Below are 26,966 nucleotides of genomic sequence, written 5' to 3'. Positions count from 1 at the left end.
AATTATAGGCTATTTTTGCAGCCGGAACCTTATAAATGAATTCATAAAAGAACTTATAAACAAATTTATAAAAAATCCATAAGAGAATTCATAAAAGAGTTTTTTTGAAAATTAACTCGCTTTTCAGCCTTTTTTAAGGCAGTTAAGGATATCTTCAGCTTCATACTTTGCTTTTATTATCCGTGTCCTGCCTCGCTTGCCCTTGCCAGTAAAGTCGGCATCCACATAGTTAAGCGTCTGGAGTCTGTTGACCATGCCGTAAAAACGGGTGTATCCGAGCTGGGTCAGTTCGTGGAAAGATTTGTAGAGTTCTCCGGCCTTAACATCATCTGCCTTTGCTATCAGTTCAAGCAGCTGTTTTTCAGAGTCCGAAAGGAGGCTTATGCCCCTGCACAGGTGGAGAAGTTTGGAAGCTTCGTAGGCTTTTTCCACATCCCCGGATGAGATCGTGCGGCTTCCCCTGCGCTCGGCATTGAAACCCGAACGCCTTAGAAGGTCTATCCCGACCCTCAGGTCGCCTGTCTTTTCCACATACGAAACAACAAGTTCCAGTACGTCGTCAGAAATTACTTTCGGGTAAAAACCGTATTTAACCCTGTCTTTAAGGATATCCAGAATCTCTGCCTCCCCATACCGCAGGAAGGAGATTTCTTCAGGCAGGAAAACAGAGTTGACCCTTGAATCCAAGCAATAAAGGTCAGATGCATCGTTTACGATCCCGATAACCCCTATCTTTGCTCCAGGATACTGCTCGTGAGCCCTGAGCAGGGAGTACATTACTTCATTGGCATGCCCTTCACAGCAAAGATAATTAAGATCGTCCAGGGCTACAATCAGGACTTTTTCCGAAGAGACCAGGAAATTTACAACGGTTTCGAAGAGTTTCCGAAAAGCAATCCCGGAATTCGGAGGGGAGATCCCGAATAGCTGTCTGTAAATCCTGGAAATTACGGCAAAACGTGTGGAATCGATCTGGCAGTTGACCTTTACAGCTACAACCCCGGGAGCATGAACTTCAACCTCCCTGAAAACCTTCATAACGGCACTTGTCTTTCCAGTCCCCGGGGGGCCGACCAGCAGACAATTCAAAGGCCTCATGCCGCGCAGGGACGGTCTGAGCGCAAACCTGAGCGCATTTAACTGTGAGTCCCTGTGGGGAAAATATTCCGGGAGATAATCCGGCTCAAGCACCGAAAGGTCCTTAAATAGGGTTTCGTCCCAGAGTAGAATATCATTGCCTGTCAAGGAAACTTGCTCCTTTGTTATTGATGTATCCTTTATAATGTATCCTTTTTGCCCCGGATTTTTTTGAGGGATCTTTTGCAATTGCTGGATACTGCCAGTTGAGTACTGGTCTGGAAAAGCATATTTGAATGGCTGAATCACAATCTAATGCCATGCAATTAAATATTCGGGGTAAGCAATATTCAGCGTAAATAACATTAGGTTTAATTTAATATTCAGAGTGAGTAAATATTAGAAGTTTTACAGTTTGAGCAGTGTCTTTAAAACATTATACTCCCGTTTTGATATAAATAAGTTAAATTTTTAGTAAATATAGCTATTGTTCTGTTTAAATTTTTAATAAATATGTTTTATTACATTTTAGCTTTTTGAATTTTTACCGGATTAATGAGCTACTTATGGACTACTATTTTACCACTTGAATATTTGGGTAAGGAAAAACAAATAAAAAATATAGAAAATAACTAATCTGACTTCCGTCTTTTTAAGCGCATACATGTTTTTCCGCAAATCTGTGAAGTCAGTTGATTGCGGTTTAGAGATGATTCTACCTTGAATCTAATGCGCTTAAGCTTAAGCGCATAAGTCAGCATCAGACGACATCTATGCACTTAAAAATGCGGAACTAAGGAACTAAATTTCGTAAATTCCTGAACACATATTTTAAGACGGAGTACATATTTGAAGAGCAAGTACAGATAATTGAAGAGCAAGTACAGATACATTCAGTATTCATGGAAGGACGGGGAGAAGAATATGGAAATAGAGTCAAAATTTCTGGTACCGGAAGAAATTGATTTTAAAGCTCTTGAAAATCTCTCCAAGCTTGCTTCATATACTATTTCGGAGGCCCAGATACAGGTCATCGAGGACACTTTTCTTGATACAAAAAATAAGGATATTATGGCTGCCGGGTATTATCTGAGAGTGAGAAAAGCCGCCGGAGAAAAAGGGAAATGGGTTACAATCAAAAGCCTGGGAGGCTTTGAAGGCGGGACCCACAGGAGAGAAGAATACGCCAGTTTCCTGCCCGAAGGGCTTTCCGTGCTTGAATGTCCCTCTCTCCGGATAAGAGATATGATTTTTGATTTTACCTCAGGGCTTGACCTGACTCCACTTATTACTCTCAAACAGAAAAGGATAATTCGCCAGCTAAATCTGGAAAAAAAGTTGGTAGCTGAAATCTATCTGGACAGAGTGAACCTCAAAAGCGAAAGCAGGAAAAAATTCTACAATGAGTTTGAGGTGGAACTTAAAAGCGAAGGGACTGTTAAAGACCTAGAAGCTGTCCGGGATTTCCTCCTCGACAACTATAACCTTGAAGAGAGCCGTTTTTCAAAGTTTGAAAGGGCTTATCTTTTCAGGGAAAATCTTCCGGAAAAAACCTTCCTGAATATGCGAGAAAGAGCTGTCTGTGCACAGCTGGCAAACCACAAAAACGTCTACGGCAAACAGGCTAAAATCCTTCTTTTACTTGATAGGGGGAGCAGCCCTTCAGAAATCAGCCTTCTGATCAAAATCCCCGAACCCGAGGTCGAAGCTCTGCTCTCTCGGTTTGAAAAAGAAAGGCTTTCAATCTTTCCTTTTACAGGAGCTAAAGAAAAAATTCCCGGAAAAAATCCGATATTTTATTTTCAATCAGAAAGAGGAAGTCCGGTGAAGGGCTGGACAGAAATAGGTTATAAGGAGTGGACTCCTGAGACCCTCTTAAAGTTCTATGGGGTTGACAGAGAAAAGGCAGAAAATATAAAGGCAGGAACTTTAGCCCTCTTTGACGGGCTTTCTGCCTACCATGGGCTCGGAAAGGAGGAAAAGGAGCTTCTCAGCTTTTCAGCTCTCCTGCATGGCATCGGAAGTTCAGTATCCAGAGGAGAAGAAGCCTTAATGAATAGGGAAATCCTCCTTACCCATCCGGTTAAAGGCCTGAAACTAAGCGAATTGCGAATGCTTGCCCTTATCACGGAACTCCAGAGCCCTGAAATAAGTGAAAAAAAGCTTCCTGCAGCCCTTGAAGAAAATAATACGGGTCTTTCTCCGGCTTTTCAGAATAAAACCCTCATTCTTGCAGCTTTTCTCCGGATCGCAAACCTTTCCGAAACAGGAGCTCAGGATTTTTTCCCCTGCAGATTCAGGCAGCTTGAAGGAACCGTTGAAATAGAACTTACGGGACTTGATGCGGAAAAAACTGCAAAAAAAGCGGAAAAAAGAAGTGAACTCTGGGAATATCTCTTCAGCACCAAACTCCGGTTTACGCAGGCAAGGGAACCACCGGTATCAGGAGACTCGGAAAAAACTCTGGAAAAAACCCGGGAGAAAATTGAAGAAAAAGTTGAAGAGAAAGCTGAAGAAAAAGCAGAGAAAAAGACTGAAAAGAAAAAAAGAAAAGAATCTCAGAAATTCACGGTCAGCCCGGAAGATTCCATGGCTTTTGTTGCGCACAGGATCTTTGCATACCAGTTTTCCCAGATGCTCGCCCATGAAAAAGGTACCCGAAAAGGGGAAGACATCGAAGAGCTCCACGACATGCGCGTTGCAGTCCGCAGGACGAGGGCAGCAGCAACAGTATTTAATAAATATCTGGAATCCGAAAAACTGGAACCTCACCTTAAAGGGCTCAAAAGAACACTTGGAGCTCTCGGAGGAGTCCGGGATTTGGACGTTTTCCGGGAAAAAGCCGAAACTTATCTGGAAACCCTACCTACCGGACACGAACACGACCTTGACCTCCTTTTTGTCACGCTTACAGAGGAGAGAGAAAAAGCCCGGGAAAACATGCTTGAGTACCTTGACAGTGAAAAGTACAGCCGTATTAAGAAAGACTTCTCGGAATTTCTGGAGTTTCCGGAAACCTGGGCTTTTCCCACAACTACGAAGAAACATGACGCTCTGCCGCACAGGGTAAAAGATGTGCTCCCTTCGATCCTCTATGCCCGTTTAGCCGACATAAGTGCCTACTCCGAATGGGTGGAAGGGCCCTATGTTTCGGTTGAAAGGCTGCACAGGCTAAGGATTGCAGCCAAAGGGCTGCGTTATACTCTGGAGTTCTTTGAAAGCGTGCTCGGAAAAGAAGTCGGATCCTTAATCAAAGATTTCAAAGTTTTGCAGGACCACCTGGGAGACCTGCATGATGCAGTCGTTGCAACCGATATGCTGGGTTTTTACCTGAAGACAGGGACCTGGAACCCTTCGGAAAGTGAAGAAGTGCCGAACGAAACGCAGGTTTCCGAAAGCTCGGGAGTGGAAGCTTACCTTGCATATAGGGAAGAAGAACTTCTGACCCTTCTCAACACTTTTCCGGATGCCTGGGAAAAAGTCCGGGCGGGAGATTTCAGAAAGAGAATTGAAAGTGTGATTAGAAGCCTGTATGAAAGCCTCTGACGAATTTTAAGTTTATCTTTGAAATATAATCCATGGTGAAGAAGTTTCATTCCCGAGGGACTTTCTCGACCTCAGCGCTGCCCTCAAAAATTAAAGGGGCGCCTGCGGCCTGTTCTATAAGAACTTTGGACTGAAGGTTATACCCAAACATCTTTTTAAAATACTTCTTCTGTTTCTCGACCTCCCAGATTTCGAGCTGGCACTCCTCCCGGGCATGCATCTCAAGCACAAGGCTGTCGGTTGAGGCGATATAGAAACGGACGTGGGAGATAATTCCTGTATGGGAACGGTCAAGCCCTTCAGCTATACGGAGCAGGGCACTGAGCAGTCTGACGCTTTTTACGGCTTCTTTGCTGAGCCCTTCAAGATTTGGATGCTTCTTTTTAGGGGTGTTTTTCCTGTGAAAATACGCAAGATTTGCGATAATTTCTATTTCCTCAGGCTGGAAACCGGGGAGGCTGCTTTCCCTTATGAGGTGATAGGCATGTGCCTGGTGGGTATCGTATGAGAGAAACGTCCCTATGTCATGCAGGGTTGCACCGTATTCGAGAAGCTCCCTCTCACTCTCCTTAAACTCATGGACCCCAAGGGCCTGGATACTGTCAAAGAGTTCGAGGGCAAGCCTGGTAACGATATGGGCGTGTTCCTCGTCAAAGTTGCAGGCAAGTCCGAGCTGCATGATACTGCGTTTTCTTACCGACATCTGCGTGACCATGTAAGAGAACTCGCTCTTTGAGATATAGTCCACAAGCAGTCCTTCCCTGAGCCCTCGCTTGCTGACCGTTATCTCTGGAAGTTCAAGCTCTTCCATAAGAGTTTCGATGATTGCGGAGCCTGCAAGAATTATGTCTGCCCTCTGGGCGTTTATCCCAGGGAATTTACGCCTTTCTTCAAGCGGCAAAGCGCACATTGCCCTGACAATTTTCTTCAGGTCTTCGTACTCAAGTTTCTCAAAACTTTCATGGCCTGCCTTACGCAGGTAAACAAAAGCTATTTTTGCAAGATTTTCGATAGTGCCTGAGCTTCCAACCGCACACCCTATCCTGTATCTGGATAACTCCTTTATTATATTCGCACTCTTGCGCCTGATGTATGCCTTGATCTGCTCATAACGCTCCTCGGACACCGGACCTGTTTCGTCCGGAAGGAACATGTTTGTCAGGCGGATTGCCCCGAGATTAAAAGAATGAAGAAAATAATGCTGATTCTGATCTCCTATCGACACTTCAGTGCTCCCACCCCCGATATCAATGAAAAGAGCTTTTGAATATCCGAGCCGGAGCCCGCTTGAGACCCCCAAGTAAATCAGCCGTGCTTCTTCGATTCCGGAAATAGGGCAGACTTCGAGGTATGCTTCTTTTTTCAACATTTCGAGGAACTGGACTTTGTTGCTTGCATCCCGGGTAGCCGAGGTAGCCACAGCTATAACCTCTTCTGCACCGTAGGCCCTAGCAAGTTCCACGAATTTTTTGCAAACAACAGCAGCTCTTTCCATTGCTTGCGGCTGCAGAATCCTGTCAATGAACTCTTTTTCCCCGAGCCTAACCGTTTCCTTCTGTTTGGTCAGAGGCTGATAAGACCCGTTAGGATTGATCCGGACCAGAAGAAGCCGGACCGAGTTAGTTCCTATATCAATAAATGCAACAACCCTGCCTTCGGAAATTTTCTCGGGTTCCATTCATGACCACCTGAAAGCCCTGCCTCTCGTTTTTATAGAAGAATTTGCAAGCTTCATAAGCTTCACAATATCATTTCACATTTTTATTCTATTTGAGATTTATTTTTCGGACTCGTATTTTCCTGAATTCTGTTTTGTCCTGAATTCTGTTTTGTCTTGAATTCTACTTTCTATATATGTAAAATTATAAGTTCAAAAACCCTGCCCATATGAAGTTCCGGAGAGCAGCATAAAAACTTCAGGTGGGAAAGGAAAACACAGGAAATTAGAGGGAAAGAAGAAAAAAAGGGAGATAAAAAGAAAAGAGAAAACAAAAACGAGAGAAGAAAGAGAAAACAAAAAATGAGAAGCAAAAGAAAAGACAAAAATGAGAAAATGGAAACGAGAATGAAGGGAAAACAAAGGGAAGAAAGAAGAATATAAAGAAAAAAAGGAAAAAAGAAGGAAAAAGAGGACTGAAAACTTTTTCAGCTCTTTTCCGTTTTAAGCTCCCAGACGCCTCTATTCTCAAGCATCCAGAGCTGGGAGTCCAGTTCTTCTTCTTCAGGCTGCGGGTAGATCCTTTCAGTTCTGCCGTTGGGGAGGAGAAGGCGAGCTTTTATGTTATCCTTCATGTGGGTCCCGAGAATAGCATCGCGCAGAATAGGGATGTAATCCGAAGAAACGGGAAAGAGGACTTCGACCCGATTGTCGAGATTTCGGGGCATAAGGTCTGCACTACCCATGAAGATCTCTTCTTTTCCGCCGTTCCTGAAATAGTATGCCCTTGAATGCTCAAGAAAACGCCCGACTATTGAGGTGACCCTGATATTTTCGCTCAGTCCGTAGATTCCGGGCCTGAGGCAGCAGATGCCCCTGACAATGAGATCTACCTTTACTCCAACCCGTGAAGCCCTGTAGAGTTCCCGGATGCACTGGTAGTCCACAAGGGAGTTCATCTTGAAGATCAGGTGTCCGTTTCCGAATTTTTCTTGCATGTCAATCTCGCGCCTGATGCGTTCGAGGATCTGATGCCTCATGTTCTGGGGCGCTACAAGGAGCTTGATGTAATGATCCTTCCTTGAATAGCCTGTGAGGGCATTGAAAAGGTCAGAGATATCTTTGCCTATGAAGGGGTCACTTGTAAGATAGCCGAAGTCTGTATAGAGTCTTCCGGTGACGGCATTATAGTTTCCAGTGCCCATATGCACATAATATTTAATGCCCTCTTTTTCGGCTCTTACAATAAGGCACATCTTGGCATGGGTTTTACGCCCCGGAAAACCATAGGCTACGTGAACGCCTTTGCGCTCGAGTTCCTTTGCCCAGCCAATGTTATTCTCTTCGTCAAAGCGGGCTTTAAGTTCGACAAGGACTGCAACCTGCTTGTTCCGGTCCGCGGCTTTCATGAGAGCCTGGATAATCCTGGAGTTGTCGTCTACCCTGTACAGAGTCATTTTAATTGCCAGGACATCCGGGTCATCAGCGGCTTCTTCGACCAGATCGACTACCGATTCAAAACTGTCGTAAGGGTGATAGAGCAGGATATCCTGCTTTTTCAGGGCTGAAAAAATGTTTTCTTTATCAGCCATAAGGGAATGTTTTCTTGGCTTAAAAGGCTTATATTTAAGCTCAGGGCGGTTAATTTGAGTAAGCTTCATGAGGCTTGAGAGGCCCAGAGGCGCCGCTGACCTGAACATAAGAGGAGAAGTCAGCTCCAGATTTTTAAGGAGAATCTCAGAAACCCTTTCAGGCATGGTATCGTCGGTCTCAAGCCGAACAGCAGGCCCGAAGTAGTTTCTCCCCACCCTCTGCTTAACAGCGGTCAGGAGGTCCTTGTCCCCATCTTCGTCAAAGCCTAAGTCAGCATCCCGGGTGATCCTGAAAGGATAGGCTCCGAGGATACGCTGCCCGGGGAACAGCAAATCGAGGTTTGCAGCAATCAGCTGTTCGAGCCACACAAAACGTCCTGATTTCAGTTCTTCAAAACTGGAACTTATTTTTTCCTGACCTTCTTCAGGGACAACAATAAGCCTTGCAAACATTGGAGGGATCTTAACCCTGGCAAAACGTTCCCCGTAGTCAGGGTCATCAATAAGTACGGCAAGGTTGAGACTGAGGTTTGATATATGGGGGAAAGGATGCCCCGAATCGAAACCGAGGGGAGTAAGTAATGGAAAAATATTTCTTTCGAAGTAGTCCCTGAGTTTTTCTCTGTCTTCTCCGGAAAGCTCAAAGTAGTTAAGGACTTTAATTCCCCTTTCCCTCAGAGCCGGTTCGAGCATTTCGTTCCAGCAACTGTCGTTTACGGGAAGCTGCTTTAGAAGTTCTTCCCGGATTACCTGCAGCTGTTCCTGGGCCAGTTCATCTGCCTGGTCTTCTTTTGCCCCTTCAGCAATACGTTTCTGGACTCCGGAGACCCTGACCATGAAAAACTCATCAAGATTGCTCCCGAAGATGGAAAGAAATTTAACTCTCTCAAGCAGGGGATTACGTTCATCCAGAGCTTCTTCGAGTACCCGGTCATTGAACTGGAGCCAGCTGTATTCCCTGTCCGCATAAAGGCATGGGTTGCTCAGGTCAGTCATGCCTGATACTTCAACCCGGATCCCCTCAACACTATCCGTAACCAATCTATCAAAATCTGCACACTGAATTGGGAAGTTCCGCTCCATTCCTATCACGCGTGGTTCAGGTTTTGTGTTTCTTCAGATCCATCCTCAAAAATATAAGAAGATCGGGATATAAGATTTTTGCCTGTGTTATTATTTGACATTATTACCAGATATTTGTTCAGTATAAGTTAGTAGGGTTGAAAAGAAGATAAGCCCCCAATCCACTCAACGGCCAGAGTAACCAGTTTCCGGGAAAAATTTCCAGAACTGCGCACCAACCTATTAGATAATCGTTTAGCCGGCTGAGTTTTCGATTTCCTGTCCGGGGGTAAAGCGCATCTTCTTATTAAAGTGATCGGAGATGCATTGACACTAAGACGTATATAGACTTTTGGATTAACAGGAATATAGGAACTGTCCGAAATCCCAGCAAACTCATTACTATTTATTAATATATAGTACTAAAGATTTATAATATTATCTCTAAGAAAACTGAAAAAATAAACAAAAAAAGAATATAGTGGATTTACAAAAACGAAAATTGCAGGATATTATACAGAGAAAAACGCCAGAAATAGCCAGAGATTTGAGATAAAGATGTTTTAAAGGATATTTTAAAAAGAAATTTAAAAATTACCCGGAAAGTAAACTTATTAGAGAGTAAACTTATTATTAAGATCTTATTTTGTAAAGTTGCCTCCCAAATCGCTTAATCCTTAATTCGACAATAAAAAGATTCTTGATTTAAAAGTAAAATAATTCCTAATTTGAAGTAAAATAATTCACAATGTAAAGGGGAAATCGTTCACAGTTTAACGGTCAAATAATTCGCAATTTGACACAATTCGCAATTTGACACCCAATTTGCATCTTAATGCCCACTCCACTTATCCTTTAATTTTTAAACTTATTCTTTAAATGGGCATAGAACTCCTGCTCTTTTCCCGTTGTCTTTCTCAGCAGCCTTTCTACAATAAGTTCCGGGGTGCTTCTTGCCACGCGATTGTATATCGGATTTCGGTTTACGATCAGCTCCAGGCGGGAGTCCAGCCCCTCGGCTTCTATTCCGTCCACTCTGATATCTGTCCCGGTATTTTCAAGGATCAGTTCCGAAAGGTGGGAAACAAAAACCCCAAGGCTCTCTTCGCTTCGGGTAAGGTATTCAAGGATTCCTGCTATGATCCGGGCTGAAGCTCCGGGTTCGGTAATTGATTCCAGCTCATCGGCAAGCACGAGTTTCCCGGAAGCTTCGGAAAGCACGGAAAACTGCTTGAGGGTGGTTTCAAAGGCTCCTGCATCAAGTGTTCCTTTTGATTTTCCGAAATAATAGAATTCTTCTACAGAACCCAGCTCAAGTTCTTTTGCAGGGACAGGAAAGCCCATGTACCCCAGAACCACACACTGGGCAAGGAGTTCAAGTAAGGAGGTCTTGCCCCCGGAGTTTACTCCGCTCAAAAGTACAACCCTGTTTTCAAACCCTTCCGGAGAAAAACGAGTTTTTCCGACGGAATAACTGACAGGGTCGATTTTTCCGTACCTGGCTTTCAGGAAAAGGTTTTCTCCTTCTTCAAAGCCGATTCCGGCTTCAGAGATTGGCTCCGGCATTTTCAGCCTGAACCGGGAGGCAAAGCAGGCTATGGAAAAACCCAGGTCAAAGTCGAGGACCTCCCTGACAAGCCTTTCTACAGGCCGGCGGAAGCTTGAGAGAACTTTTGCAAGCTCCCTTTTGCGGGCAAGCCTTACTTTTTCAAAGGACATGTTCAGCTTTTGCCTGAGAAGCTGCAGCTGAGCCTGTTCGGCCCTGAGAGGATAGGCGATTTCATCGGAGAAGAGAGAGTCAAGCAGCAGTTTTTCCTGTTTCTGGAAATCGAGCTTTTCTGCAAGTTCCTCTTTTACAGCTTCGATCTCGCCTGTATAGACCCTGTGGAGTTCTTTTGCAAGCAGGTCTTTAATTTCCATTCCCCCGCTCACAAGCTTGATGAGTTCCTGCCCGCTCAGGGTAAGAGAACTTGCTTCAAGTGTTCGGTTCATGCGCTGGTTTGCCTCATTTAAAACGGAGGTCAGCACAGGATCAAGGTTTTGCAGGGCAGCTTCGAGCCTGTCAAGTTCGGGGTCAAACCCTTCAACAGGCTTTCCGTCATCTCCCACTTTCAGAAGGGCTGTTTTGAGAGTCTCAAGCTCCTCATCAGAGAGTTCCTCAAAGAAATCAAAGCCAAGAACCCGCAGGGTTGATGTGATATCCAGGCAGGCAAGAATGCAGTCCAGGTTCCTTGCAAAAAAAGCCAGCTCTACTTCGGGAAGGATCTGCCAGAATTCCGCTTTTGAAGGGTCCTGGAAAAACTCGGGTTCAAGCCCTTCAGGCAGGTCAAAAGCAAGATAAGTATCGTCAAAAATAATCACATTCGAGTAGCCTCTTGCGAGGTCCACGAACTCGGAAAAGCTCTCCACCGCCTGAACAGGCAAAAATGCCTGGAACCTTTCCTTTGCTTCATCCAGAGTTTTCCGGTCTCCGGAAAGAATGACCCTGTCCCTTACCCTCAGGCTCCCCGGGACCGGCCTGAGCTTTTTCACGCTGGAAAGGAGGTCCAGGAACTCTTTATCTGCAGAGAGAACATCGCCAAGCTCCAGATACTCCCCTACAAAAGCCCGTCTTTCCTGAATAAGGTCCATGCGGGATGCAGGGAACGGATAAAAAAGGTCCAGCTTGTCCCTTGCATGCGCCGTATGAGCAAAGGTTTTTATCAGCTCGAGCAGGCGGGAGTAGAGGTCAAGGGCTTCTTTTGTCTTCAGAAAATCGGAAATTGCACAGCCTTCAACCCTGGCCCTGAAGTCCCTGGCAAGAGAAAGAGCAAAGGTATGGCTGACCCCATTGACCTCGGAAAGCGAAGCTATGTCCCCTTCAAGGATCGCCTGGAGAGCTGCCTCCTCACTTCCGAAGTGCTCGACAAGCCTGCAGGCTACTCGCTCTCCTATTCCATTAAGTTCCTGTAAGCCTGAGATACTTTGCCCTGACATCATTCGAATAACAATTTGAAATTATTTAAATAATATAGTTAAGAGAATTAAAATAAAAGTTTCAATATAAAAACCTTGGCAAACAAATTAAGCTAGTGCAGCTTACTGTCGAACTATGTATTACTCAGAATTCAATTCATAGCATTTTATATTCTTACGGTAACAGATCTTCGGATTTGGAGATTTTCCGGACAAGATCAGCCACAATCTCCTTTTCTTCTACCTGTAGTTTATAATATTTCTGAACATCTTTTGTTTCTATAATTTCAACTGCTTTTATAATAGGTTTGAGAAGTCCAAGATAGTCATCTACTTTAAGTTCTGAAATTTCACCAATAGATATTTTTAAAATTTCAAGTTCACCAGAATCGATCGCTGTTTTGAAAAAGTTGATCATTGAAGCTTCAAATATTTCTTTTGTAAGTAGATGTTCTAGATCAAAAATAGCATTTATATACTTTCTTCCACTTCCAAGATTTCCAGTTCTTAATTCTTTAAAAACAATTTCCCAACAAACGTCAAGGAACTTTTCAATTAAGTTAGGAGTTTGGTCAGATATTTTACTCTTAATTGACTCGATTTCAGCAATTGCTCCAGCAACTTGATCAAGGGAAAGATAGGCTTCAATCAACTCAAGGGTACTTTCAAATTTAAACGATTCATTACTTGTTATGTTTTTGACTTTGACAAACATCTCAATAGCTTCTTCGTACCTTTCCAATGAAAATAAAGTATGCCCTTTTCCGGATAGCGCATATTCATTTTCAGGATTTAGGTTCAAAAGCTTGGTGAAAACTTCAACAGCTTCTTCATATCTTTCCAAATGATTTAGAACGTATCCTTTTCTTAATAGCGCATACTCGTCTTCAGGATTTAGGTCAAGAATACTGTCTAAAACTTCAGTAGCTTCTTCGTATCTTTCCAATATAATTAAAGCATTTCCTTTTCTTGATAGCGCATACTCGTCTTCAGGATTTAGATCCAGAATTTTATCAAATGCCTTCAACAGCTTCTTATATATTGTAACATTGCCAGAATCCAAAAGATCAGAATAGTCTTTAGTATCAAAGTTTAGAGTTTTTTTAAATGTTTCAAGAGCAGTTTTGTCATGCTTATAATTGGAAAGGCTTTCAAGGATCAGGGATTTTGCTTTCAGATCACTATCCGTACTTTTACTTGCACTTTCCTTTAATTTTTGAATATCATGATCAGCTTCTTCCCATTCCTCAAACTTTATAATTTTTGGGATGAGATTCAAGAGAGCTTTGGTCTTATATTCATCCGGTAAAACTTCAACATAGTAGCAGAGATCTTTTAGAACTTCTTTATTGCCGGACCCAAGAAGGTAGAATTTTTTCTCAAAAAGTTCTTTTTGTTCTTCCGAAGTATACCAGAGTTTCAAGAAATCTAGAAATACAGAAATTCTATTTCTTCCAAGAGGCTGCCGCATATCCCTCCAGAGACGGAAAAGCCTCTCACGCACTTCGTAATAAGTCTCTCTTCCCGAAGGCCTTGAAAGAACATAACCATCCTTTTCAAGTCTCCGAAGTTGTGTTATGACAACTGAAGCATCAACTCTCGTTTTCTCAGAAATCTGCTTTGGAGTTATGGGAGACTCAGAAGAGATAACTGCGTCGAATATCAATCTTCTCTGACCTGTTAAAAGCTGGAATATTTCTTGATAATAGGGGGTGTGTTCATCCAATATTTTGAAAAATACTCTCTCCATATCATCAAAATTATCTCTGGTAATCAGTTCATAAAAAAAGATTATAAGCCTGGGACTCCCACCTGTGAGATGTGATATACCTTCTATTCTTGGTTCACATTTTTTAAAGTTCTCCAGAAATTCGATGTTACCTTCAATTTCAGCAATTTTTTTAAGCAGGATCTTTATTTCATCAATTGTGAGTTCTCTCAAATGCTGAATTCTGAAAAAGTTATAAAAAGGTTCTTCGCTTTCAGCCACTCCAGGAAAAATAATTGGAGAAGAAGCTATTACTGAAAAAAAATCATACTTTTGGAAAATTGACCTTAATTTTTGAACTTCTTTTGCGTCGAATTGTCGGAACACTTCGTGTAAATTCTCAACAAAGATCAGATATGTTTTATTTTCTTTTTTGGCAATTTCTTTAAGCCTATCAAGAGAAGCACCAAGGATCTCGTCTTCATCAGTAAGAGACAAAATACCGGAAATATCTTCATTTCTCTCTTGCAAAACCCTCAAGAAGAAATCTGAAGCTCGGTAAACTGAATATTCTTCTTCTGCAAATTTAATCGGAATGTAAAGAGAGCTTAGCTCCTGCTTTATTCTGTAATACAGCATGATTAAAAAATGCGATTTTCCTATTCCTCGCGAACCTACAATCAAATAAAACCTTGGAGTTTTATTTTTTCCAGCGGTTTCAAGATCTTTAAATGTTTTTTCAAAAAGGTCATCTCTTCCAACAAAGATATTTTTTAAAATTTCAGGAGGAACATTTTCTGGAGAATACCTGTATAAAGTGATCCCTTTAGGATTATTAGAAGAAACGCTAATAGAAGTGCTAACAGCAATAGATGAATTACAATTGATGCAATCAGACATAGTACCTTTAGACCTTTCCATGGAAAATCCTCCACCAATCTTTGAGCATCTTGGAGTAAAAATTAAGTTCTCCATTATTGATTTCGATGTAGAAATCATTTTCAAGGTCAGAAATCAGATCTAAAAAATGTTCATAATCATAAGACCCTGTTTCTTGCTGGAAAGCGTCAAAAGCAAGTTCAAGAGGGTAATTTTCTGTAGTTGAAATTCTTCCTAATATTGCTTTTGCAGCTTTTACATCCATTTCATGATAAAAAATTCTAAGCCTATCGAAGTAAGGATCAAAATAATGCTTACTTTTACTCCCAAGGAGACGAGCATTATAAACATTTTCAATTAAATCACTATCTACAGCCTTACGGGTGATAATTTGCTCGTCCACTATAGCACTGAGCATAATTCCAACAAAATAAGGAATATAAGATTCTCCAACGCAATCTAGGATTTTATTTCCTAATAAAGGTGTATATTCCCAATCCTCTTCCTCAAAACCATTTTTGACAATTTGGAGTGCGACATCCCTTTCAAAACCATTTACCCTTATTGTTTTAAAATCATTAATGACATTGGTGCCCCCAACATTTCTCAAGACACGTTCAATACTTACAGAACCCCCAACAATAAAACGTACATGAGTACAGGTCTGCCGCAACCCTCGGAACCAAGATAAAAATATTTTTGCATCCATTGAATCCATATTTTTGATAGCAATGGGAAATTCATCAAAAATGAAATAGACATTTAAATTATTATTATTGATCATTCTAAATACTGCATCAGATTTATCTATCCAGTCTTCTTTCAAACTTTCCTCAACGCTACTTCTTAGTTTAGCCTTGAAAATCGTATGAATCTCTATTTCCTCTATGTTATCTTGAACTAATTTACAAATATTTTTTATTTTAGGTAGAAACCCAGATTTGATACTGAACTCTTTGAAGTCAGTCAACTCCAAGATAATTTCAGATAAGAATCTTTGTGGAGAATTTATACTTTCAACATCGAGAAAAATGACAACATTACCATCACCAAATAATTCTCTTTCTAACTTTCGCATAATCGAGGTTTTTCCAAATCTTCGAGGTGCGGCAAGAAGAACATTGTCTTTTCTTAATGTTGCCAGAATTTGTTTGATCTCCTGTTCACGATCAACAAAGTCTTCTCCAATTGCAGGGCTCCCTACAGGCATCATAAGATATCACTCAAATTTACCATTCAAAGTTCAGCATATTGTTATATAACAAATTTGTTATATAACAGTTTTGTTATGGAATATAAAATTGAACAGTATAATTGCAAAAGATACAAATGAGCAGAAAGAAAATCGCAAATAAGAAAACCTGAAAAATAAAATCAGCTAAGCTTAGCAAAAAGAATATTAGAATAAAATCAAGAAAGAATTTGTGCAAGTTCTTTTTCAAGATCAGAGCGCATGGAAGCTGTGAATCCGTGCGTTTCTTCGGTAGTATTATACATTGCCTTTGGTTCTTCTGCAAGGTCAAAGGTCCTGAGTGCCAGGTCATGCGGGACCACGGTATCATTAAAAGAGTGGAACATGACAAGCCTTGAGGGCGGTAGGGCACTGAGGTATGTGTCTGGGTCAATTGAACGGTAAAACCGATAAGCTTCGGAGTCAGCCACACTTGCAGGGTCGACCCCTTCGGTGCCGTACCCCGACGTGCTGATCCCCATAACTCCTTTAAGGGAAGGCTCAAGGGCACAGGCAATAATTGCAAACCTGCCGCCGTTACTTTCCCCGAGGACTGCAAGCCTTTCAGGATCTATTTCAGGCTGGACGGAAAGCACGTCTGCGGCTTTGAGGACGTCATAAACCATAAGGTATTCGACAGGTTCGAGCCCTGCCCTGAAGAGTTCAAGGTCCCTATCAACGTTTATTGCACCCTTGTTGCGCTGGTCAAGGGTAAGGGTCGCATAGCCCATTTTAGAGAGTTCTACAGCCAGCCCCTGTTCACCTTCTTTGCTGACTCCTGCTCCAGGCAGCAAAACTATGCCCGGGACAGAAAAAGCATTATCAGGAATTCTCAGGAGGGCCTGGACATTTTCGCCGCTGCTCTCAAAAGAGACCAGTTTCAGAATATCCGGGTCCTCAGGAGAGTAAGGATCCTCAATTTCTTGAACCGTGAACACGGGCTCTTCTCTCGGAGAAAAAGATAATGTGCCTGCCTTCGAAACTTCCCAGGAAAGAGCTTCCTCTATGGAATTGGAGGGGTTGTATATGACCCCGAAGATACCCACAACTATCAGGAGAAAACCCAGAATAAAAACTATAGGTTTAGGTGTTCTGGCGCCTGAAGGAAATTTCTTCGCGTTTTTGGTATCTTTTTTTCCAGAACTATGCCTGCTCAAAGGAACCCTGCCGGAAAACTGTAGTTATGGCCAGAAGCCGTTTACAGCACTTAAGAATAGTACTGCTATGCCTGCGAGGGCACCGACAATCAGCACTGTTTTTGGCTGGATGTGAACTGCATTTTTGTCAGCTTCATAGTAGCGCATGAGCCCTGCTGAGGACTGAAGTCCGGAACCTGATCTTTTAGCCATGAGTAATAACACCTTTAAGAATACATATAGTATTGATTAATTGAATACACATATGATATTGATTGATTATATAATATTGATTAATTGATTTGTTTTTGATTGTAAAACACTAGTAAATTACTTTTGAACTTCTCATTTAGATAGTTATCAGATAATTTACAGTTCTCATATATAAATCCTGCAGAGCTATTCCGAAACAGGGTTACTCAAGGATGGAAAAACTGTGTCCTCAAATTCCAAAAACCGGAGGCGGGAGATCTCAGACAAGAACCTCGTCCAGCAGGAAAGGCGGATAAAATACTCCTTTATCCGTGATTATCGCAGTCACGTTTTCCATGGGGGTTGCGTCAAAAGCGGGATTATAAACCTCAACATCTTTCGGGGCAAGCTGCTGGCAGCCTGAGAACCGCAGCTCGTCAGGATCACGCATTTCAATTTTTACACTTCCTTCCCAGCCTTTGAAGTCGAAAGTAGAGATAGGAGCTGCCACATAGAAGGGAATTTCATGCTCTTTTGCAAGGATCGAGTGTGTATAGGTTCCGATCTTGTTAAAAACAACATCCTGGGTAATCCGGTCGGCTCCTACGAGCACACTGTCCACAAGCCCCTGATGCATTGCCCAGCCAGCCATCGAATCTGCAATAAGGGTTACAGGGATTTTGTCCTGCATGAGTTCCCAGGTAGTGATCCTGCTTCCCTGGTTCAAAGGCCTTGTCTCGCAGGCAATAACTTTGATCTCTTTGCCTTCTTCAATAGCCGAACGTACAACTCCGAGAGCCGTACCCCAGTCAACACAGGCAAGCCTTCCCGCGTTGCAGTGAGTAAGGACGGAATCTCCGTCTTTCAGGAATTTTGTCCCGTACTTACCTATCAGCTTATTTGTTGCTATATCCTCTTCCGCAATGTCCCTAGCTTCCTGAAGGGCAATATCCCTGGCTCCCTGGACATCGAAGGCATCAGAAATTGCATTTAAAACCCTGTCCACACCCCAGCCCAGGTTTACGGCTGTAGAGCGGGTCGATTTAAGGGCTTTTGCCGCAACCTTGAGGTCTCTTGTCATTGATTCTAGATCTTTTGCCCCGCTGAGGGAAGCTGCCAGGGCAATTCCAAAACCTCCTGCAGCGCCAAGCGCAGGTGCGCCCCTGATCCGGAGAGATTTTATAGCTTCACAGAGCGAACTCAGGGTTTTGCATTCTATTACTTTGTATTCCTGCGGGAGTAAGGTCTGGTCTACCAGTACCACAGAATTGGACTCTTCATTCCAGTCAATTGTCCTCATTAAATCACTTTCCGATGTGAACATCAAGTTCTGCCGGGAAATCTCCCGACTTCACTTTCAAGCCATCCATCCGATAAAAACCTATTCAACTCGTTCCTTCTCAAAGGGGAGTGTTTCATTTACCGGAAACTGCCTTTATACACTACATTTGTTTATCCGCATTTGTTTATCCGGCATTTGTTTATCCGGCATTTGTGTATTCGGAATTGCTTACCCCCTTATCGTGATACCCTGCATTATTACCTGCATTATTATATCCTGTATAAAGCAACCTGAAAACTTGAATAAGGGTTTAAATAAAAAAAAGCTCTGCCTCGGATAAAAAATAACATATAAGTAAGCTGTTCAGAAACGGACATCAGATTAATAATTTTGTTTCATTAGAAGCTAGCAAATTTTAGAGTGCTCTCTGAATATATATAAGCAAAAAGAATATTTCTTTCACGGGGGGCAAAGTTAGATATAATAGATTTATAAAGTAACAGTACAAATAAGAGAAGATTTAAAATCCATAGCTGAGATACAGGAAGATTCGTAATTTCAGGAATCATAATTTCATAAATTTCAGGGACCTTGAACCCATAAATCCTTAAATTTCGGAAGTTCTGAGAATCTGTTGTTTCATGCGAACTATGGTTTATGAGAGTCAGGGTATTAATCGGAGAGTAAGCGCTTATGACAAAAATAAAAATAGCAATCGCAGGAATCGGGAACTGTGCAAGCTCTTTGATACAGGGCATCGAGTACTATAAAACCGATGATAAAGATCCCATAGGACTTATGCACAGGGACATTGGGGGATACAGGCCCGGAGATATCAAAGTTGTTGCTGCCTTCGATATTGATGCCAGGAAGGTGGGGAAAGATGTATCCGAAGCTATTTTTGCTCCTCCAAACTGCACTGCGGTTTTTTGTCCTGATATCCCCCTCACAGGCGTGAAGGTTAAGATGGGAAGAGTTCTTGATGGGGTCTCTGACCACATGAAGAATTATGGAGAAAATTACACATTTGTTGTCAGCAAAGAGCCTGAAGCCACAAAAGCCGATATTGTGAAAGAACTGAGGAATTCGGGCGCCGAAATGCTTCTTAATTACCTCCCTGTGGGGTCTGAAGAAGCTGTCCGTTTCTATGCCGAATGCGCCCTTGAAGCCGGGGTGGCTTTAATCAACAACATGCCTGTTTTCATTGCAAGCAATCCTGAATGGGCAAAACGGTTTGAAGAAAAGAATATTCCAATTATAGGTGATGATATCAAAGCCCAGCTTGGAGCAACAATCACTCACAGAGTCCTTGCAGACCTTTTTGAAAAACGCGGTGTAAAACTCGAAAGGACATACCAGCTGAACACGGGCGGAAACACCGATTTCCTCAATATGCTCAACAGGAACAGGCTTGCCTCAAAGCGTGAATCCAAGACCGAAGCCGTCCAGTCCGTGCTCTCGCATAAGCTTGCAGATGAAAATATCCACATCGGACCGAGTGACTATGTTGCCTGGCAGAAAGACAACAAGGTCTGCTTCCTTAGAATGGAAGGCAAACTCTTTGGGGATGTGCCCATGAACCTTGAAATGAGGCTTTCGGTAGAAGATTCCCCTAACTCCGGGGGAGTAGTTATTGATGCCATTCGCTGCTGCAAGCTTGCTCTTGACCGTGGAATAGGAGGAGTTCTGTATTCTCCAGCTTCCTACTTCATGAAACATCCGGCTATCCAGTATCCTGATGATGTGGCATATTGCAGGACTGAAGAGTTTATAGCTGGCACCCGGGAACGTTAAAGCAAAAAACAAAATATTCCCGAGAGAAAAGTTTCAAAAAGCAGTTTAACCCAGAAAATCCCGGAAATATTCGGGAACCCTACTTTTTTCCTTTTCTGAAATACTTCCATTAAATGAGATAGCCGAGAATCTTACTTTTTTCCTTTTCTGAAATACTTCCTGCAAAACAAAATTTTTTTTACTAAATTTATCTCAGCATGTTTCCCGATTTAACGAATTCCTTCTGCTGTAATTGTAAATTCCGCACTTGAGCCTTCAGGACGGGATCGGTGTTTGTAAAGGACAGCGCGCCTTTTCCCTTCACCTGTTTTTTCGAGCCTGAGGATTGTTTTTGAGATATGTTCCAGGGAACTGCCCCCCAGTGGGCGCACCCCCCCTCCAACGACATCAGAATAGACCTGATTTGTTATAACTGCGGCAAAGCCGTATTTGCGCGCAAGGGCATGTAAGAACCCTATCTGGTTAGCAAGCTCTCTGCGGCTTTTTATGCCGGTATCCTCATCTTCGAGTTCAAACCTGTAGTATGAGGTGGCAGAATCCAGAATCACAAGTCCTACGTTCTCACCTGCTATCCTTTCCACCTCTCTTACGGCTGAATACTGCTCTTCAAAACTCAGAGGTTCGTAGATAATTATGCTCCCAGCTATTTCCTTTGCATTTTCCCCTGCAATCTGCTTGAAACGAACAGGAGAAAGCCCTTCAGTATCGATGAAAATGACTTTTTGCCCCTGCTTTACACATTCCACTGCAAGCTGAATGCAGATATTTGTTTTTCCGGTCCCTGCGGCTCCGAAGACCTGAGTTACAATCCCTCGCTCGAAACCTCCTCCCAGGAGCTCATCAAGTGGTTTACAACCGGAAGATAATAGTCTCTCTATGGTGTGACACCTCTCTTTGCACTTGACAGAGGTATGAGAGATCAATGATATAATGCTTTTTTCATATTTTTTTCCCTCTTTTAAAATGAAAGGCTTAAAAGCTTGAAAGGCAAAGGAGGCAGAAACGAAGGCCAAATTCTCAGCCTTTCCCTTGAAACTGGGAGGGTTTCTCTCCCTAATATATTATAATGTTTTCAAGGAATAGAGCCATATATATAATAACTGTACCTGTATTTGTTAAAGTGCCTTCCATACAAGATAAAGTCTCATGTATTTGAAAATATTCTCACAAATCAGACATTATTTTAAAAACAGAAGCCATTAAGATTGTTATCAGATCTGATAACAAAGGAAGTTCTTTGTATACAAAGTAAGAGTGTTGAAAGTGGATATTGTATACAAAACAAAGGATCTTTTGTATTCAAACCTGAGGTTAAAAACCATTATAAGTAAGATCGAGCATTTAGAATAATTACCTGGAAATTAAGATAACCTTCACTCAGTAGAGTGAAAAATGATATCTAGAGGGGCAGTCTTTGGGAACCACATGCCCTGTTCCGATGTTGCTGACGAGTCTGGGAAAATTATTATAGAATAAATCGGGTTGGCTAAGGAATGGTACCCATGTGGGGGTTTGTTTTGTTGCTGTGATGCGCTCTGCGCCGGCACACTCACCCTCCCCACAATGGAAATAAAACAAGAATGTAGTGACAAAAAACGAAACATGTAAAAGGCATGTAAAAAACATGTAAAAAAACTGTACCATAAATCAGAGGGGCGCAAGCATGGCAAAAATAATCGTCTATACAACTGAACGTTGCCCGAAGTGCAACAAATTAAAAAAATATCTTGAAGCAAATTCAGTACCCTTCGAAGTAGCAGATATGTCCACCCCGGAAGCTCTGACCGAACTACGTTTCAACGGAGTCTTCACAGTGACAGCGCCTGTATTACAGATCAATAGCGAATTCCTGACACACGACGAAATCTTCCGCGGGGAAGAAGTTAATCCGGAAAAACTCCGGGGAATTCTGTGACAAAACCCGCTAAACTTAAAAACGACTAAACAACGTACTTAACCTCCTTAAAACAACTTCCTTAAAATAACTACTGAAGATGAGAAAATGACAGGCGATATTCTCTTACACGATGACGAATTATCTGAGAACCAGTCAGGGAAAAAAACACTTGACAGACTCTCAATCTCTCCCCTTCCTAAAAATGACCAGTTATCCGACAATCAGCCCGTGCAAAAGACACTTGACGGATTGTCTGTCTCCGCTCTCCCCAAGGTAAGGACAACAGACGGTTTCATGCTTAACTGGGACCGGAACATCATTGTGAACCAGCTTCTGAAAGAAACAAAACTGAGCGAAATATTTTACGCCAAACCTGCAATCACAAAAGAGGAAGCCGTTGATATTGCAAAAGAAGCGGAAAAAATCATCCGAAAGATGAACATCAAGTTTCTTTCAGGCCCCCTTATCCGGGAAATAGTAAACAATATCCTTCTTGACAGAGGGCGCGTGGAATGGAGAAACATAATGACAAGAGTCGGGGCATCTGTTTATGATGCTTACGAAATCGACTCCGGATACGGCTTTGGGGCAAACGATAATGCAAACCAGCTAAACAATGCCGAGACCTCCCACAAAAGAAAAGCCGACAAAATGTCCAAAGAGCAAAATCTCCTCCTGATGCCAAAAGAACTTGCAGACCTGCACCTGAACGGGGACTTTCATATCCATGACCTCGAATACATGGGCACAAGGCCTTTTTGCCAGGACTGGGACCTTCGCTACTTCTTTTATTACGGGCTCATGCCTGACGGCGTAGGAACCCAATCAAGCGTTGCAAAACCTGCAAAAAATGCCGAAGTAGCTTTCCTGCATGCAGTAAAGGCAATGGGTTCTGCCCAGACCAATTTCGCAGGCGGGCAGGGCTTTTATAACTTCCTGACCTTTATTGCGCCCTATCTTGAAGGCAAGTCCGAGGTCGAAATAAAGCAGCTCATGCAGATGTTCGTCTATGAAATGATGCAGATGATGTGTGCAAGAGGCGGACAGACTGTCTTTTCCTCAGTGCAGCTTTCCCCGGGGGTCCCGAAGCTCTGGAAAAACATTCCGGTTGTTGCTATGGGCAAAGTCTGGGACGGAAAACATGCCCCTCTCAGAACCTACGGAGAATTCGAAAAAGAGGTCCGTCTTGGGTTTAAGGCCCTTATGGACGTCATGCTTGAAGGAGACGCCTGGGGTAAACCTTTTAGCTTCCCAAAGCCCGAAATCTCTCTCGAACCCGACTTCATGCAAGAAGACGAGAGCTTTAACGAGGCTCACCCCGAAATTCCGACTTACAAAGAACTATACAGGTTGACCTTTGAACTGGCTGCCAAATTCGGAACTCCCTACTTTGACAACCAGCTTCCCGAATACAGGGGTGCAGGTGAAGGAATTTCATGCTACCAGTGCTGTGCCTACCAGTTCTCTGCAAACCCTACCGATGATAAAGAATTCGATGACAAGCTGCATTTCAAAGATGGAAAACACTTCTCTATGGGTTCGTGGATGGTTCTGTCCCTGAACTGCCCGAGAGCTGCGTACAGGGCTGAATACGATGATGAGAAACTTTTCACCGAACTCAAGACCCTGATGAACAGGTGTGTGGAAGTTTTCAAGATCAAGCGAAGATGGATGAACAGCCTGATCAAGAAAAACAGGATCCCCTTTGCATCCCAGTGTCCCAAGGACCCGAACACCGGAGAAAAAGGATCAATGGCTGTGGACTTCGAAAGCCTTGTGTATACCATAGGGGTCGTAGGGATCAATGAGATGGTCCAGTACCACACCGGCTACCAGATCCACGAATCTCCTGTTGCATATAAGCTTGCCATCAGAGCAATGTTTGAGATGAAAATGCATGCTCAGAAGCTCTCAAAGGAAAACGACATGGAGATTGCCCTTGCAAGGACGCCTGCAGAAACTACAGCCCAGCGCTTTGCAGTCTCAGATCTCCTGCACTGGGAATATGCCGAAAAAGCCGAATTCACAATTAAAGGGGACCTGAAAAGTGCAAAGAAAGAGATCAATGAGACCCATGACCTGCCCATTTACTATACCAACGGGACTCACATCCCGCCAGGCGCAGACGTGTCTCTTCCTGAAAGGATAAAGTATGAACACACTTTCTTCCCGATCGTAGACGGAGGAAATATCATGCATATCTGGCTTGGGGAAGGAAAACCGGACCCTGAAGGCCTTCAAGAACTTGCCATGCATATAGCAAAGAACACCCAGACAGGCTACTTTGCCTTCACCAGGGACATGACCGTATGCATCGACGAGGGATACGTAGCCGCCGGCCTGCTGGACAAATGCCCGAAATGCGGGTCCGAACATGTACAGCACCTTTCAAGGATCACAGGGTACCTCCAGTCCGTGGAAGGCTGGAACAGGGGTAAGCGCCAGGAACTCAAGGACAGGAAGCGCTACGGTACAAGGGAACTCAGATAAGAGTTCCTTAGCCTTTTTTATTTAAACTGAAAATGGTAACTTCTATGAAGGTAAACTACGCAGGCACTGTCCCGCTTTCAACCCTTGACTGGACAGGAAAATCTGCGGTCACAATCTTTTTTAGGGGATGCCCCCTCCGCTGCCCTTACTGCCAGAACTATCCCTATCTTGAAGGAGCGGGTCTGGTAGAACTTGATTTTCTGAAAGAGCAGATCAAAATATCGAAACCTTTTGTAAGTGCAGTTGTTTTTTCAGGAGGAGAACCCCTTATGCAGGAAGCTATAATTCCCCTTGCAGAGTTTGCAAAAATTCTCGGGCTTGCGGTAGGGGTCCATACAAACGGTTGTTACCCCGAAAGAGCAGCCGAACTGGTCGAGCGAAAACTGGTTGATAAGTTCTTTATCGACGTAAAAGCCCCTCTTGACGACCCGGAGCTTTACGGAAAAGTTTCAGGTTGGGTTGAATACAAAGGGGCAAGCGTTGCTGTCAAAAGGAATCCGGAAGAGATCGCTGCAGCCGTTGCAAAAACCATCGAGACAGCAGATACTAGCGACCTTGAACTGGAACTCCGGACAACGGTAATCAGGGACTTCATCGGAAACGAAAAGGAAATTTCCCGGATAGCAGTCTGGATTTCGGAGCACGTCAAAAATAAAGAGGTCACATATGTGCTGCAGCAAGGAATTCCGGAACACAGCCTGGAGGAGAAACTCAGGAAAAACAGGGTTCTGGAGAGAGAAAAACTTCTTGAACTTGGAAAAATAGCAAAAGGATTCCTGGAAAAAGTAAGGATAAGGACAAGAGAAGAAGGGGAAGAAATTATCTGAGATTATCTGGCGCCTGCAATCAACCTTACTGCAACCTGACTATAAAACGACCTTACTGATGCCTGAATACAAAACTAATCTGACTATAACCTGAGATGAAACAACCTTATAGATACCTGACTATAAAGCAAACTTACCCGGACCTGATAGTGTCCATTAACTCTTTTATCCTGTCCACCCGTTCTTTCATTGCGCCATCCATTTATCTTTTTACTAATTGTTATCTTACCAAAACTTTTACAGAAAAAATATGTTTTAGGTTCAAATGAATTTGAAGTTTACAAAAGCCTTATACATGCCAAAGCATAAAAGAAAATGATTAAACCCCTGGTAAAACCCCATTACCTGGAATTCAATTGCCTGTATTCGAAAGTACAGATATTCCGGAAAGTTCCCCCATATTTTCTCCGGGGATATTCCCTGTTGTACTCCTGACAATAGATCGAAAAATCCTGTATGTGCACCACCAAACTTTTGTGTAACCACAGGGGTTACAAAAGTTAAATAAAGGAGAGAGACTCAGTCCATTTTAACCCGGAGAAGGGTACGTATCTAAAAAAAGGAAAGCAGAAGTAATCGCTTCCAAAAAATGACCATGAAAGAAACAAAAGTATATTCAATCGGAGAGCGCGCTCTAATCTCCCGCTTATCTGGGATTTTCAATACCCCTGAAGGAAAGGAAAGAGGACAGGAAGGAATCCTTGTAGGTGCCGGTTCCGATGACTGTGCCGTCCTTGACCTGAAAGGTGAAGACTGTCTGGTTGTCACGACCGATATGCTGCACAGGACTACGGATTTTCCTCCGGAAATGACCCCCTGGCAGATGGGCTGGATGTCCGCAGCCGTAAACCTGAGCGATATCGCAGCCATGGGTGCAGAGCCAACAGGCCTCCTTATGGCAATAGGCATACCTGCAGATACTGAAATTGCTTTTATCGAAGAACTTGCAAAAGGCATACAGGCATGCGCCGAATTCTGCGAAACTGCTGTTATCGGAGGTGACCTCGATACTCACGCAGAACTAACAATTACAGGGACAGCTCTCGGAAGAGTTAAAAAAAGCCATCTTCTCCTGCGAAAAGGGGCAAAACCCGGAGATCTTGTCTGTGTCACAGGACATACAGGATCAGCCGGAGCCGCCCTTGAAGCGATTCAATCAAAAAAGTCAGTCAGCGAAAACGTCCTGAAGGCTCTTTTTGAACCCGTTCCCCGCACCAAGGAAGCCCGGAAACTTGCGGAGTCGGAGGCAGTTACATCCATGATGGATACAAGTGACGGCCTTGCCATGTCTCTCTACGACCTTGCCAGGCAGAGTAAGGTGGGTTTCCGGATCCGGGAAGAAGCTCTTCCAATCCTCCCGGAAGTCGAAGATTTTACTTCGGACCCTGACGAACTGCTGGAATTTGCCCTTTACACAGGTGGAGACTTCGAACTCATTTTTACAGTTGACCCGGGACGGCTGAAAAAAGTACAAAATATATGTAACTTGACTATCATAGGAGAATGCACAAAGTACGATACCGGTATTGCGCTCGAATCCCCGGAATTCAGGCTGACAAATATAGAACAGCGGGGATACCTGCAGCTGAAAGCCGAAAACAGTTAATCGTCCATCCTGATAAAAATTAAAGTTAACCACCT

General features: G+C 43.2%; 16 protein-coding genes. 6 read left to right on the top strand and 10 right to left on the bottom strand.

Annotated features, from left to right (window positions below):
* Positions 1-123 precede the first annotated feature (123 nt).
* Positions 124-1,245, bottom strand: a complete 1,122-nt coding sequence (locus MA_RS00435; RefSeq protein ID WP_011020144.1) for an ORC1-type DNA replication protein — start codon at positions 1,243-1,245, stop codon at positions 124-126.
* 756 nt (positions 1,246-2,001) lie between these two features.
* Between MA_RS00435 and MA_RS00430 the strand changes: the two genes are divergently transcribed.
* Positions 2,002-4,623, top strand: coding sequence for a CHAD domain-containing protein (locus MA_RS00430; protein WP_048064804.1), 2,622 nt, complete (start codon positions 2,002-2,004; stop codon positions 4,621-4,623).
* Between the two features lie 46 nt (positions 4,624-4,669).
* Here the strand turns inward: MA_RS00430 and MA_RS00425 are convergent, their stop codons facing one another.
* The 8 genes from MA_RS00425 to MA_RS00390 all read right to left on the bottom strand — a co-directional run bounded on the left by MA_RS00425 (position 4,670) and on the right by MA_RS00390 (position 18,335).
* On the bottom strand, positions 4,670-6,301 hold the full coding sequence (locus MA_RS00425; protein ID WP_011020142.1) for a Ppx/GppA phosphatase family protein: 1,632 nt from the start codon (positions 6,299-6,301) through the stop codon (positions 4,670-4,672).
* 467 nt (positions 6,302-6,768) lie between these two features.
* Positions 6,769-8,955 carry a polyphosphate kinase 1 gene (ppk1, locus tag MA_RS00420; RefSeq protein ID WP_083755861.1) on the bottom strand — a complete coding sequence of 729 codons (2,187 nt, stop codon included), beginning with the start codon at positions 8,953-8,955 and terminating at the stop codon, positions 6,769-6,771.
* Between the two features lie 834 nt (positions 8,956-9,789).
* The gene (locus tag MA_RS00415; protein ID WP_011020139.1) at positions 9,790-11,913 is read right to left on the bottom strand and encodes an endonuclease MutS2; all 2,124 of its coding nucleotides are present in this window, start codon (positions 11,911-11,913) and stop codon (positions 9,790-9,792) included.
* Between the two features lie 151 nt (positions 11,914-12,064).
* Positions 12,065-14,518 (bottom strand): tetratricopeptide repeat protein, encoded by a 2,454-nt coding sequence (locus tag MA_RS24315; RefSeq protein WP_052279089.1) that lies wholly within the window; start codon positions 14,516-14,518, stop codon positions 12,065-12,067.
* Positions 14,505-15,689: an ATP-binding protein gene (locus tag MA_RS00405; protein WP_011020137.1), complete on the bottom strand. Its 1,185-nt coding sequence runs from the start codon at positions 15,687-15,689 to the stop codon at positions 14,505-14,507. Before MA_RS00405 ends, MA_RS24315 begins: the two co-directional genes overlap by 14 nt.
* A gap of 197 nt (positions 15,690-15,886) precedes the next feature.
* The gene (locus tag MA_RS00400) at positions 15,887-16,864 is read right to left on the bottom strand and encodes an alpha/beta hydrolase family protein (RefSeq protein WP_157860057.1); all 978 of its coding nucleotides are present in this window, start codon (positions 16,862-16,864) and stop codon (positions 15,887-15,889) included.
* 24 nt (positions 16,865-16,888) lie between these two features.
* Entirely contained in the window at positions 16,889-17,056 is a 168-nt protein-coding gene (locus tag MA_RS00395; RefSeq protein WP_048064803.1) for a preprotein translocase subunit Sec61beta, read from the bottom strand.
* Positions 17,057-17,315: 259 nt separating this feature from the next.
* Entirely contained in the window at positions 17,316-18,335 is a 1,020-nt protein-coding gene (locus MA_RS00390) for an S-methyl-5-thioribose-1-phosphate isomerase (protein ID WP_048064802.1), read from the bottom strand.
* A 675-nt stretch (positions 18,336-19,010) separates the two neighbouring features.
* Between MA_RS00390 and MA_RS00385 the strand changes: the two genes are divergently transcribed.
* Positions 19,011-20,111 carry an inositol-3-phosphate synthase gene (locus MA_RS00385; RefSeq protein WP_011020134.1) on the top strand — a complete coding sequence of 367 codons (1,101 nt, stop codon included), beginning with the start codon at positions 19,011-19,013 and terminating at the stop codon, positions 20,109-20,111.
* Positions 20,112-20,320: 209 nt separating this feature from the next.
* Here the strand turns inward: MA_RS00385 and radB are convergent, their stop codons facing one another.
* A complete protein-coding gene (gene radB, locus MA_RS00380; protein WP_157860416.1) occupies positions 20,321-21,031 on the bottom strand; it encodes a DNA repair and recombination protein RadB in 711 nt (236 codons plus the stop codon).
* A 743-nt stretch (positions 21,032-21,774) separates the two neighbouring features.
* Between radB and MA_RS00375 the strand changes: the two genes are divergently transcribed.
* From MA_RS00375 to thiL, 4 genes are all read left to right on the top strand, one after another.
* Positions 21,775-22,026: a glutaredoxin family protein gene (locus MA_RS00375; protein WP_048064801.1), complete on the top strand. Its 252-nt coding sequence runs from the start codon at positions 21,775-21,777 to the stop codon at positions 22,024-22,026.
* Positions 22,027-22,113: 87 nt separating this feature from the next.
* Entirely contained in the window at positions 22,114-24,498 is a 2,385-nt protein-coding gene (gene nrdD / locus MA_RS00370) for an anaerobic ribonucleoside-triphosphate reductase (RefSeq protein WP_011020131.1), read from the top strand.
* 32 nt (positions 24,499-24,530) lie between these two features.
* Positions 24,531-25,325, top strand: a complete 795-nt coding sequence (locus MA_RS00365) for an anaerobic ribonucleoside-triphosphate reductase activating protein (RefSeq protein WP_011020130.1) — start codon at positions 24,531-24,533, stop codon at positions 25,323-25,325.
* 595 nt (positions 25,326-25,920) lie between these two features.
* Complete coding sequence (thiL, locus tag MA_RS00355) at positions 25,921-26,931, top strand: thiamine-phosphate kinase (RefSeq protein WP_048066048.1); 1,011 nt, start codon at positions 25,921-25,923, stop codon at positions 26,929-26,931.
* Positions 26,932-26,966 lie beyond the last annotated feature (35 nt).

Source organism: Methanosarcina acetivorans C2A (genome assembly GCF_000007345.1).
Taxonomy (GTDB): Archaea; Halobacteriota; Methanosarcinia; order Methanosarcinales; family Methanosarcinaceae; genus Methanosarcina; species Methanosarcina acetivorans.
This window is presented reverse-complemented; position numbering and strand designations above follow the sequence as displayed.